The sequence below is a fragment of the Pseudomonas sp. Fl4BN1 genome (genome assembly GCF_009908285.1).
GTDB lineage: Bacteria > Pseudomonadota > Gammaproteobacteria > Pseudomonadales > Pseudomonadaceae > Aquipseudomonas.
In genome coordinates this window covers 55,734-68,617 of record NZ_JAAARM010000015.1, presented here as the reverse complement: position 1 = coordinate 68,617, position 12,884 = coordinate 55,734, and the positions used below count along the sequence as shown (strand labels likewise).

Sequence of the window (12,884 nt, the reverse complement as noted above, 5' to 3'; positions counted from 1 at the left end):
CAGACCTGTCGGCCACGCCCCCCCCAAAACACCTCCAAGGGCTCAGCGCGACGGTGCCTGGAGGTCGGGCAGTGGTACTTCGTAGCCGCAGTAGTGCAGTCGGGTCAGCGCCAGACGCTTGTCCGGATAGTCATCGCCCCAGGGCAGGTTCTGGTCAAAACGGGATTTGGCATGAGCACAAGCCGCTGAGGTTTTTGCACGAATCTCGGCCAGCGTCGAAGCGGGTAATGGGTTGATCGTCAAACTGCGAAACAGCGGTTCGATATAGAGCTGATCGAGATCGCCCCTGGGCTGACCGGCTTTACCGCTCTGACTGGCACTGACATAAAAAGGTATCGACAGGCCACTTTGATTCTCCCAGCACCAATACTCGACCTCATCACCTTGCATGCCTACCGCGGGCAAATCGTTCACGCGGTAGAACCGATAACAGGCAAAGCCGTGGACCTGACGTTTCTCCACACTGTTTGGCGGGCGTTGGGTTCCGGGTAGCGCCAGATACGCCAGGCGAGCGTCGAGAAACCCGTCTGGCGGATAGAGCAGCCAAGACCCCTTGCCATCCATAAAACTCTCGATCGACATCGCAGCTGATGTCGAACGAGCCTGTACACTGCCGTAGCTGATGACGGACTCAAGGCTAACTTCGACCGCCGCGGAGGACTTTCTATAGATGAACCCCGGTGCCAAGGTGGAGCAGGCAGCATGACGAAATGGCTCGGGTAGATCATAGGAAAGACGCGGGCTAAGGGTCACCCGCTCACCGCCAATCTTGCATAACAGACGAGCCTGCAGATTTTGATTCTCATACTCCTTGGAGAGGCCTGCGCAACCAGTCAGAGCACAGACTCCGATACAAACGATCAAGAATCTCTGCATCATTTCAACAACTCCGCATTGCCATGCTTGTCGATCAATGTCAGCACGATGTACAGATCCGGACGTTTTTTAAAGTCCGTCTGCATAAAGCTGCTCGTGCCAGCCCATAGCTTCTGAGTAATGCATACGCAGGCCTCCGATGATTCAAGGTGAAGGTGCCTTGAGATCGGGCAGTGGCACGTCGTAGCCGCAGTAGTGCAGGCGGATCAGGGTCAGGCGCTTGTCAGGATAGTCATCGCCCCATCTCAGGTTCTGGTCGTAGCGCGATTTGATATGGGCACAAGCCTTTTGAATACCGGCTCGAGCCTTGGCCAGCACCGACTCTGGCAGGGGGTTGATCTTCAGACTCTGGAACAACGGCAGGATAAACACCTGATCCAGGTCATAGCCCTTGCTCCCCAGGGGCAGGCGTTGGCCGGCATGCACATAGAAGGGCTGCTGCAGGCCGCTCTCCTGCTCCCAGCACCAGTACTTCACCTTGTCCTCGAGAATACCGACCGCCGCCCCTTCCCAACGCTCGTAAGAACGCAGGCATTGGTAGCCCTGCAGGGTCACCCAGTCGAGGCTGCTGGGCTTGACGCCGGTATGGAATGGCAACGCCTGCCTGGCCAGCAAATCATCAAGAAAGGCCTGCTTTGGATAGAGCAGCCCCACTCCTTGACCATCGAGAAAGCTGTCGACCCGCATGTAGAGCGCGGAGGCCGTCACCTGGGTGTCGCCATAGGAAAAGGACCCGGAAGTTCCCACAGACAGTGAGTCACTGGCCTTTTCATAATAAAACCCTCCGGTAACGGTTCCGCATTCGGCATGCCGGTAAGGCCCTGGCAAATCGAAGGAATAGCGCTGCATCAGGGTGACCCGCTTCGCGCCCTCCTGGCAGAGCAGCCGGTTGTCGAAGCGGGCGTCCTCATAGACCAGGGGCGGCGCCATGCAACCACTGATGATCCCCTGCAGCCCACAGATCAAGGTGATTTCGATACAGCGGCGAATGCTCCTGGCTACTCCGAGCAAGCTCATTCCTTGTACTTGTTGATAAACGAATACTTGATGCCTGCGGCTTCGACGATGCCGCGCATTTCCTGCTCCTGCTCCGGCTCGCCGACAAAGAACAACCAGACCCGAGGAAAGCGCTGATCGCTCAATGCTCCGCCGACAATCGCCTTGTCCAGTGCCGGGTTGGCGCCGAACATCAGGAACCTGCCGCTCTGGCTCTCGGAGACCTGGGCGAACATGTCACGCACATTGAAACGCTCACGCGCACCGCCGGCCACAATCACCAGGCGATCGGGAAGCAGCCCATGACTGTTGATCCGCGTGGCAAGCAACTGCTGATCCTGGCCCCCGCCTTGTGCCGCACCGTTGCCGTCCCTCTGCACCCGAGCCGCGACCTCGGACAGAACCTGCTCTTCATCCTTGCGCTGTGGTTGCGAAGCACAACCACTCAAAAACAGCAGCAAGGCAATCCAAGCCCACTTTTTCATGCTCATCTCCCTATGTGTTGGCTGCCTGACAGGCCTTTCGGCCAAAGCTCCAAGGGCTCAGCGCGACGGAGCCTGGAGGTCGGGAAGTGGTACATCGTAGCCGCAGTAGTGCAGGCGGGTCAGGGTCAGGCGTTTATCGGGATAGTCGGAGCCCCATCTCAAGTTTTGATCGTAACGGGACTTGACCAGAGCACAGGCCGATCTGATTTGCGAGTTCAAGTCAGCGATCAGCGAATGGGATAACGGGTTGATTTTCAGAGACTCAAACACTGGCATGATCAATGTTTTTTCTAGATCTATGCCAGAAACGCCTATTGCTAAACGCTGCCCCGCTTCGAGATAAAATGGCTGATTCAAGCCACTTTCTTGCTCCCAGCACCAATATTTGACTTCATCGTTCCAGATTCCGGCTGGCGTGCTTTTCCAGAATTCATAAAAGCGCACACACTGATATCCCTTGAAGCTGACCCGATCAACTTTATCGGGAAGACCCGGGCCATCCGGCAAAGCCGCATAAGCCAGGTACTCCTCAATAAACTTCTCTCTTGGATAGACACTTCCACGGCGATCACCGCCCAAGTACCCATCAACACTCAAATACAACGATGATGCATAGGCTTGGGTCGTTCCGTAGTTGAAACTGCCTGAGCGAGTCACCGAGACCTCATCACGTTTTTTGTCATAGCTGAAACCGCTGCTGATGGTTCCGCAAGGAGCACTCCTGAAGGGGTCCGGCAACTCGAAAGACAGCCGCTTGGCTACGGTGACTGGCTGATTACCCACTTCGCACAGCATCTTTTTGATCAGCCGATCATTTTCATAGACCAGTGGCGGTTGCACGCATCCCACAAGCAGTACCGCCGCTGACGCATATCCTATGACTCGCAAGTTCAAATCTCGCGCCCCTGAAGTACATTCCCCTTAGGACCCAATAAGGTGGGAGTAATATAGGCCTCACTCTTCTTGAACTGCTCCTGTAGAACACTGGCATTCCCACCACAGAGCTTCTTGGAGATGCACAGGTAATTGGAGTGGGCGCTGGGCGGCCCTAATCCAATCAAAGAAGGAAGTGACACAACGGCCCCCACATACTGCAATACCGGTGATGCCGAATGGCCCGCATTATTCCCCAGCAAGTCCGATACCGAGTCTGTAAACGGTACTAGCCCGAAAACCACCCTGGTATCAGGTCGATTGATTTGGAAGAACGCATTTTTCTCATCAAACCCAGACTTTTCCGCAGCTTTATAAAAATCCAGAACCCCGACAGGTGCACCGGAGAACTGAATAACACCGATATCTCCTCCTACATTGAAGTTCAAACCGTCAATGGCTCGGTAGGTTAACAATGCGCCTTGGCTATGCCCCACCGGGCTCAGGACAAACCCCTGTTTAATCCCATCTTCAAAGAAGTTGTGCAATTGCTGAGCATTACCCGACTTGATTGTCCCTCCCAGCAGTACATCCCATGCCGACTCCAGCAGGTCCCCCAGGAATCCATGCTCAGGGTTATAAGCCTGTATGAAAGTATCCTGACCGGTTTGCATTCCACCATTAACCAACGCCGCATCGCGGGAGTTTTGAATCCCGTTGGTTGCAATAGGCCCACTACCATCTGGTTGCGTAATTGACGTCAGGCTGGCAATGGTTTTAGCCAGGTCAAGCATTGGCTTCCCTTCAGCATCATTTTGGATATTTCCGTGTTCATCTTTCAGGTAAACCGCATGGGCCCGATAAAAGCTCATGTCTCCACTGAGAAGAACCGGCAACTGTGTCGCCACCCCTCCATGGCTCGCAACACCGGGCATCAATCCCAGAGTGCCATAGGATGTACTGTCCATTACTTTTTCCAGCGCCCCGGGAATCCATGCCAAAGGCCACAACCCGGGATTGTCAGCCAGCGCCTTTTGCGTCGCCTTGCTTAGATCCCCATATTGTGTGAACGCCGCCGAGGCGTTCTTCCCGTACTCGGACATCCCCTTCTGCCAATTGTCCAAGGTGACGCCCGGGTGGCTCACCGCGTCCAGCGAAGACTGGGTGACATACAGGTCGGTACGTTTCTCCTTGTCCTTGGTAATCTCATAAGCCTGTGACACATCACGGTTCAGACCCGCTGTAGAGTCCTGGCCAGTCTTGGCATCGTTACGGACCACAACGTTGCCCGCGCCAACGGTGGCACGTACTTCCTGCTCCCGCTCCTTGCGATAGTCATAGCCGCTGACACTCCAGCCCGAGGCGCCGGTCTTGCCCTTGCCTTCCAGGCTCTTGTCGTTGGTGAAGGCCACCTGCTTGCCAGTGGTTGCCTGATTGGCTCCGTCGCCACTGGCGCCCCAGCCGAAAGTGCCGCCAACGTTGAGGTAGTAGCTGTGCTCTTTGTCCTGGCCGGAGATATCGCGAAAGCCCAGGGTATTGGTGTCCAGCTTGAGGTTACCGTTGTCAGCTGCGACCAAGGCGCCGTCAATCTGAGTGTGGTTCTCGGTACGGATATCCACGCCGTTCTTGCCGGTGATGCTGGTCTGCTCCTGCACCCAATTGGTCTTTCCGGTGGTCTTACCTACACCGGCCGAGCCACTGACGCTGCCGCCACCGCCCAGACCAATACTCACGGTGACACTCAGGTCAGACTGTTTACCGCTGACTTTTCCGGTGTCCGGTACCGAAGACACCATCAGGTCGCCACCCACTCGACCGACCACCTCATTGCCACGCAAGGTTGCACCCGCAATGGTGGTGTCCTTGCCACTGGTAAAGCGCAGTTGATCACCAGCCACCAGTTGCGCGTTCTGCTGCTTCTGGTTTTCCCGTTCAAGTTTGCCCTTGCCCATATCGACACTGGCATAAACCGAGATAAAGTCCTTGCCACCCAAGGCCAGTCCCACTTCCCCCCCACCACTGCGGCGACTGGACTCGCTACTGGAGTCGTTCTGCGCCGCACGAATGGTCAGGTCCTTGCCAGCGCCGAGGTCGATGTCCCGGCCGGCTTGCACCTGGGTACCGATCAAGGTCAGGTTGTCCCGGGCCTCGAAGCTGACGTCGCGACCGGCCAGCAGCACCGAGGGGGAGTTGGTACCTTGGGTCAGCGATTCGCTGGCCACGCCATTGCTGCCGCCGATACCCGCGCGGGCGCTGCCACCTCCGCTCTGGCCATTGATGCCACCCTGGCTGCGGGCAGTCTTGCTTTCCTCGGATACCGAACCGCGAGCCACGTCCACGGTGACGTCGCGGCCGACCACAGTGATGTCGCGACCGGCATCGAAGTGGCTGCCTCGGATGCTCACGTCATTGCCGGCCACCGCACTGATGTCCCGTCCCGCCCCCAGGCTCGACGGGCTGCTGGTCTGCACTTGCTGCCGCGAACTGGTGGACTGGCTGGCCGAGCCGAAGTGAGTGGCTGAGGTCGGCCCGGAGGTGAACTGGTTGATCGCATCCACGGTACTCAGCACGCTGGAAGCCTTACTGACCCCGTCCTCGCCCTTGCCGGTGCCCTTAAGGGCATCCATGGTCTTGCCGTAGTTGTGGCTGACGTTGACCGTCAGGCCATTGCGATCACGGCTCTTGCTGGACTCCTGCAAGGAGTGCTCATCGCCCGCATTGATGTTGATGTCATGCCCAGCCTGCAGGTTGACATCGCGCTTGGCATCCACCCGCGAGCCTTCCACGGTGAGGTCGCGCCCGGCGTTGACGGAGACATCCTGCCCGGCCAGCAACTGGCTCGGCGCCACCGTCTCCTGGGCATTGCGGGATTTTTGCTTGAGGCCCTCGCTGCCCAGGAAAGCGGTAACACCATTGCGGTCGCTTTCCAGCGACAGGCCCACCTGCTTCGAGCTCTTCCAATTGCTCTGGTCCGAGCTGTTGCTGCCGGCCAGGACGTTGACGTCGCGCCCGGCACCGACGTTGAGGTTGCGCTCGGCGGCCGCCGTGCTGCCAATCATGTTGACGTCGCGCGCCGAATGCAGGGTGGTGTCGCGCCCAGCACTGACCACACCGCCAACACTCTGGCTCTGCTGGTTTTCCTGCCCCGACTTCTTCGATGAGGCCACAGAAATGAAGGTGCCGGAACTGGAGAACCCAACCTTGCTCTTGTACTTGTCACTCTGGCTGCTGGAGGTGTTGGCCGCATCCATCAGGTTGATGTCGCCACTCTTGTCGATCAACCCGGCACGCACTTCGGCATCACGCTTGGCCTCGATGCTGCTCGCCGAAAGGTTGACGTTGGTCCCGGCAATCACTACTGCGTCGTTACCGGCACTCAGCTCGCTGCCGACCTGGGTGGTGCTGCTGGAGGTGCGGCTGTTGCCACTCTTGTTGAGGCCGAAGCTGCCTTTCTTCTTCTGGCTGTAGGAGCTGTCCTGCTGCTCCTGGGCCGAGACCAGGCTGACGTCCCGGGCGGCACCCACCAGCAGGTCGTTGCCGGCATTGAGCTGGCTGCCGACCACGGTGACGTCGCGCCCGCCGTTGAGGCTGATGCGGCCGTCCTTGTCCTGGCTGACGTTGACCATCAGGTCATGCCCGGCGCTGATTTCAGACGCCACATTGGTGGTCGAGGAGTCGGCGCTGCGAGTGGTCTTGCTCTTGCCCCAGGAGCCTTTCTTCTTCTGGTAGAAGGTCGAGGACTGTTCGTCCTGGGCCGAGGCAATGACCATATCGCGCTCGGCCCCCAGCGACAGGTCATGCCCGGCGCTGACCTTGCTTGCCACCACGGCCAGGTCACGCCCGGCCTTGAGTTCGAGATTGCCGCCGGCGGTCACGCTGGAGCCCAGGGTCTGCACCGTGTCATTGGTCACCAGGCCGCGACGGATCGCATTCTGGGTGAAGGTGTGGTCCTGCACTGCCAGCAGGTCGATATCGCGACCGGCACTGAGCTTGGCATCACCCGCACTGGCGATCTGACCTTTGTTGGTCAAGTCGCGGCCGGCGGTGAGATCAAGCTGCTGGCGCGCACTGATCTGGCCACCCTGATCGAGGATGGTCCGAGTTCCAGCGCCATAACCCACAGCAACCGCTACGCGATCATTGAGGATGTCACCCTTGATCGCCGATACGCTAACCTGATTGCCGCGAATTTCGCCGGCCAGGGCATTGCGCACACTGTCCTGGGCCATCAGGCTGACGCGCTCGTTGGCTTCAATCAGCCCGCCCTGGTAGAGATTGCCGCCGACATCGGCCTTCAGGTCATTACTGGCGCGCAAGGTGCCGACGTTGGTCAGGTCGCCGCCGGCAACCAGAGTCATGTCGCGGCCCTGGATCAAGCTGCCGCCGCGCAAATTGCGCGAGTCGGCCTGGGCCAGGTAGAGCACCGGTACCAGTACCTTCTCGCCCTGCACCTCACGGGTTTCCATCCATACGATGTCATGGGTCAGCGAAGCCACCTGCGCGGATGACAGGGACACCCCGACGCTAAGGTTCAAACGGTCCTTGGAGGCGATGGCGTTATCCATCAGGTAGCGATACTGGTCGTAGTCGCTGGTCAACCCTGAGGCCAGGAAGCGCTGCCCGGTCTGGGCCAGCACCGCGTCGCGAATCAAGCGGGTTTCATACAGACCATCGCCCAGGCGACGCCAGGTCTGGTCGGTGCTGTAGTTCAAGTGCCCGAGCATGTAGTCCGAGCTCATGAAGCGCGAGAGGTCGGTAAAGGTCGGGTTGGTTTCGATCAGGTAGCGTCCCTGGGGATTCTGGCTCTTGATGAACAGACCGTACTCGCCCTGGGGAACTCTATAGCTCGACAAAGCGGTGGGGTCGACAGCCGCGAAAGGCACGCCGGAGAAATCCACCGGGACGAAACTGACCTGGGTCGTGCCGTCGGCGGCAACTCGCTCGATACGCTGTACATCCTTGGCCACTTGAGCTGCGGCTGCCGTGCTTTGCGCGTTGACCGTGATGGTCTGCCCGCCCACCTGGGAAAGGCTGTTCTGCAAGGTCTGGCCCGTAAGCTGGGCACGGGCCTGTTCGCTCAGGGTGCCGTTTTCCAGGGTGCCGCCAACCTGCAGGTGCAGGCGCTCTCCGGCCTGCAAGGTGGCGCTATAGCCGGTCTGTGTACCGGGAAGGATCACGTTGCTGCCAATCGAGGACTTGTACTGCAGCAGCGCTGCCGGCAGTGGGTCTTGCTGGTCCGGCGCACGCCCGCTGTTGCGTGAGTTCCAGGCCTTGGTCTCACGCTCGACAAAACGGTAGGCGCTTTTTTTCAGCCGGAACAATGTGTAGTTCACGGCCTCGACCCGCTGATCCAGAGTCAGGCCGCGGTTGTAGAAATTGTTGGCGGTGACAAAGGCATCACGGTTGGCGGCGATCAGGCTCAGCTGGTTCTCCACCGTATCGGCATTGATGGTCAGGTCACGGTTGGACACCAGTCGCGCGGCTGCGGAATGCTCGCCCATGGTGTTTTGATAGGTGGTGTTGACGGTGTAGACCGCCGAGTGGTGCTTGCCTGAACAGTCGGTGCAATTGATCGCGATACTGCGCCGGGCAATGCTCTCGCTGACGTCATACTTGTCCATGGCGTTGACCAGGGTCGCCACGTTGAGGTTCATGTCACCCTGGCTTTCGATGGTCCCGGAGCGGTTGCTGAGCAGCACGGCACGGCCGCCGTCGAGGGCGGCGAAACTCAGGTTGCCGGCGCTGTAGATATCGCCGTAGCTGTTGGCCAGGCCGTTGCCCCGCAGGAGCATGTCGGCGCCACTGTAGATCAGGGTATCGGCCGAGGTGGTGATGCCATTGCTGGAACGCAGTTGCATCTGCCCCAGAGCTCCCAGGGTCCCGCGGTTGTTGATCTGCGCCGCGGACACATTGAGGTTCTGGCTGGCGATCAGGCGCCCCAGATTGTCCAGGGTGCCCCGCAGGTTCAGCTGGGTATCGCCGCCACTGGCGATACGACCGCCGTTCTGGTTCAGGTCGGTGGCACCGACGGTGAGCTTGCCCCGGGACGAAAGCAGGCCGCTGTTGTTCAGGTTGCCACCCAGTTCCAGGGTCATGTAGCCGTCGCTGGCCAACTCGCCGGCATTGTTCAATGTGGCAGCCGCCAGGCGCAGGCCTGTAGCACTGGCGATGCGATCGCCGGCATTGAGATTGAGGTCGGCGCCGGTACTCAGGTCCAGCTCGCCGTTGAGTTGCATGAGCCCGCTGCGATTGATCGAGGCAATATCCCAGTCGCCACGTCCCAGGCCGGTCATGCGCCCTTGAAACCCGGAAAGCACGCCCAGGTCGAGTTTGAACAGGGCGTTGCCGGCGTGCTCGACAGTCCCCGACTCGTTGTTCAATTGCCCGGCGCTGAGGGCAAAGGCACTGCTGCCCGATGCCAGGGAGCCACCCTGGTTGTTGAAGGTTCCTCCCAGGGTGATCCGGCTTTGTTCGCCTGCAACGACCCGTACACGGCCACCGGCGCTGTTGTCCAGATTGCCAGCGGCCAGCAGCAGGCCGTTGGCCGACTCGACCAGGCCACCCTGGTTGGACAGATTGGCATGGGCGGTCAGGTCCAGCTGCTGGGCACTGATTTCACCGCCCCAACGGTTGTCCAGGGTCTGCCCGACGGAGCTGAGCAAACCGCTGGCGTAGAGCTTGCCCGCCTGGTTGGTGAGACGATCCACCACCAGCTTGAGTGCACCGGCCTGACTGCTGATCAACCCGGCCTTGCCATTCAAGGCACTGTTATCCACCGCTCCGGCGGTCACGCCAAGGGTCGCGCCCTGCAAGGTGCCGCCACGGTTATCCAGGGTTCCCTGCCCCAGGGCGACTTCGCCATGGCTGTCCTTGGCGAGGATCATGCCTTCGGCGTTATTCAGGCCTCCGGCCACCAGGTTCAAGCCGGCGCTGCCAGCGAGTAATTGCCCCTGGCGGTTATCCACCGCTGCGCCATCGATCTCCAGGCGCTTGCCCTTCAGGGTGCCTCCCAGATTGTCGAGCTGAGCCACTTGGCTGACCCGCAGTTTCTGCTCGCCGGCGTCGATCATCCCGGCATTGTTGTTCAGCGCACCGTTGTTGAGAGTCAGGTCGATCGTGCCATTGTTGGCCACCACTGCACCCTTGGTACTGTTGTCCAGGCCGGCAGCATTGATCCCGATGCTGTTACCCAGCAGGACGCCGCCACTGTTGTGCAACTGGCCACCGTCGATCTGCAGATGCCCGTCGCTTTGCAGGCGCCCCTGGCTGTTGAGCAGTTGGCCTGGGGTGACGCCGTCGGTGCTCAGGGTCAGGTGCAGACCGTCAGTGCCGGCTGCCAGCAACCCGGATGCCCGGTTGTCCAGGCGCTGGGTAGTAACCGTCAAGCGATCCCCCACCAGTTGCCCGCCACGGTTATCCAGCAACCCGCTGTTGGTCAGCAGCAATTGATTACCCACCACCACCCCGCCCTGGTTGGCCAGCCCGGCCGACTCGATCTGCACATCGCCCTGCTTGGCCTGCAGATGGCCCAGGGCGTTGTTCAAGTGCTGCTTGACGGTCAGCGTGAGCTTGCCGTTCTCGGCGCTCAGCGCTCCACCCTGGTTCTGGCTGAGGCTGTCGAGGCTGGCGGTCAATACATTACCGATCACCCGGCCCTGGTTGTTTGCCAGGTCCCGGGCTTCCAGCAGCAAGCGCTCCTTGCCTTGCAACAAGCCACTCTGGTTGTCGATATCTGCAGTGTGCAACTCCAGCCCGTCGGCATCCACGGTGCCACCCTGGTTGTCGAGCTTGCCGCTGCTATTGAGGGTCAGTTGCGGCGCAACCAACGTGCCGCTGCGGTTATCCACGCTGGCGGCCTTCAGGCTGAGGAGTGAAGTGGCCTGAAGCTTGCCGCCGGCATTGAGCAGGTCCTGATCGAGGCTGATCTCTAGCGCACCTTTCTCGGCACTGATCAGCCCCTTCTGGCTATTGTCCAGGCGCTTGCCTGTCACCTTGATCTGGTCGGCGAGCAACTTGCCCCCCTGGTTCAGCAACTCTCCGCCCTCAGTCTCCAGCAGGGTCAGGGCCTGGAGCTGGCCGGCGTTGTTGTTGAGTTGATCGCTAATCTTGAACGTCGCGCTGCCTTGGCTGGCGCCGATCAGGCCATGCTGATTGTCGAGGCGATCAGCACTGATCTGCACCTTGTCGGCAATGACCGAGCCCTTCTGGTTACTCACTTCGCCGGCGCTGAGGGTCAAGCTGGCGCCCGCCACTTCAAGGCGCCCGCCATTGTTGTTGAGGTTGTCGAGGGTCAGGGTTACGGCCTGCTGATCGCCAAAGCGGATCAGGCCGCCCAGGTTAGCGATGGCCGGGGTGTCGAGGACCAGTTCGTTGCGTGCCAGGACCCGGGCCTTGTCGCCCTGGTTGACCAGGCGGGCTGCGTTGATCTGTACCTTGGGCCCCTGGATCACCCCATTCTGGTTGCTCAGGGCCTCCCGCGCCTCAAGCTCCAGACTGCGGCTGGCCAGCACACTGCCCTGGTTCTCCAGGTTGTTGCCAGTCAGCTTGACCTCGCCGTGATCGTTGCGGCTGTTGTCTGCATTGACCCCGGCTTCGATGATGCCGTAGTTGACCACCTGCGCAGCGTCCACCACCCGCACCCGGTCCCGGGCCGCCAGGCTGGTCTGGACCTTGATCTGCTCCTTGGCCTGCAGCGTCGCCTCGGTACCGGCGTAAGCCTTGCCCTGGAGATCGATGCTCTGGGCGGTGACCGCAATCGCCTGCTTGGCCCCCATATTGGCCACGGTGACCTTGCCATTGGCATCGATCTGGATGTCGCCAGTGCTGGCGGCCATCTCTGCGGACATGTTCACACCCACGCCCTTTTCTGTGCCCACCAGGCGGATCGCCCCGGCGTACATACCGCCCAGTACCGAGCTGTCGATGGCCAGTTCCGGCTTGATGCTGGCGTCGGCTGCCCGGGCAGTGACGCTCAGGTCATCGGCCTTGACGTCGTTGCGCCCGGTGATGATGTTGAGCTTCTTGGCATACAGGTTGGCATTGAGCTTGGTACTGCGGGTGATCAGGTCGAACTGATCGAGATTGCTCGCGTTGAGGTCGGCACCTTCGATGCTGATATCGCCGCCATCGACCTGGAAACGATCAAGCCTCTGTCCCTCGAGCACCGGTTTGCCCGTGGTCAGCGTGGCCCGCGGGGTGTTGATGAAACCACAACCGTTACAGGTGATGCCGTGGGGGTTGGCGACGATCACCCGGGCGGCCTGCCCGGCCACCTCGGTGTAACCCGCCAGCTTGCTGCGATTGCTGCCGGTGACTTCGTTGAGGATGACCTGCGCCGCCTGCCCCTTGAGATTGGGGTTGCCGATGATGTAGCCACCCAGCTGAGTGCTCTGGGTCGAGCCGGTGGCGTTGTTGAGGATCAGGCCGTTGCTGCCGACGTTGTATTCGCTGAACTTGTTATGGGACAAGCCGCTGCCATTGGCCGCGTTGATATTGACGACGGGCACGCCATTGCCCGCAGCGCCAATGGTGGCGTTGCCGCCGGCTGCCGGGTCCAGGGTCAGGCCAGCGGCGACACTGACGATCGGGTTGAGAAACAGGACTCCCGACAGTGACAGGGCAATGCATTGGGCAAAGGGCTTGCGTACGTCCATG

5 protein-coding genes are annotated in these 12,884 nt (G+C 60.2%); all 5 read right to left on the bottom strand.

The window, feature by feature from the left end; translation table 11 throughout:
* Window positions 1-42: 42 nt before the first annotated feature.
* A complete protein-coding gene (locus GV818_RS18025; RefSeq protein WP_161777130.1) occupies window positions 43-879 on the bottom strand; it encodes a hypothetical protein in 837 nt (278 codons plus the stop codon).
* Between the two features lie 141 nt (window positions 880-1,020).
* Complete coding sequence (locus GV818_RS18020) at window positions 1,021-1,893, bottom strand: hypothetical protein (protein WP_178124980.1); 873 nt, start codon at window positions 1,891-1,893, stop codon at window positions 1,021-1,023.
* Window positions 1,890-2,357 carry a hypothetical protein gene (locus GV818_RS18015; protein WP_161758772.1) on the bottom strand — a complete coding sequence of 156 codons (468 nt, stop codon included), beginning with the start codon at window positions 2,355-2,357 and terminating at the stop codon, window positions 1,890-1,892. The genes GV818_RS18020 and GV818_RS18015 overlap by 4 nt, the downstream gene beginning before the upstream one ends.
* Before the next feature lie 57 nt (window positions 2,358-2,414).
* On the bottom strand, window positions 2,415-3,197 hold the full coding sequence (locus tag GV818_RS18010; protein ID WP_368668939.1) for a hypothetical protein: 783 nt from the start codon (window positions 3,195-3,197) through the stop codon (window positions 2,415-2,417).
* Window positions 3,198-3,247: 50 nt separating this feature from the next.
* Complete coding sequence (locus tag GV818_RS18005; protein WP_161777129.1) at window positions 3,248-12,883, bottom strand: hemagglutinin repeat-containing protein; 9,636 nt, start codon at window positions 12,881-12,883, stop codon at window positions 3,248-3,250.
* Window position 12,884 lies beyond the last annotated feature (1 nt).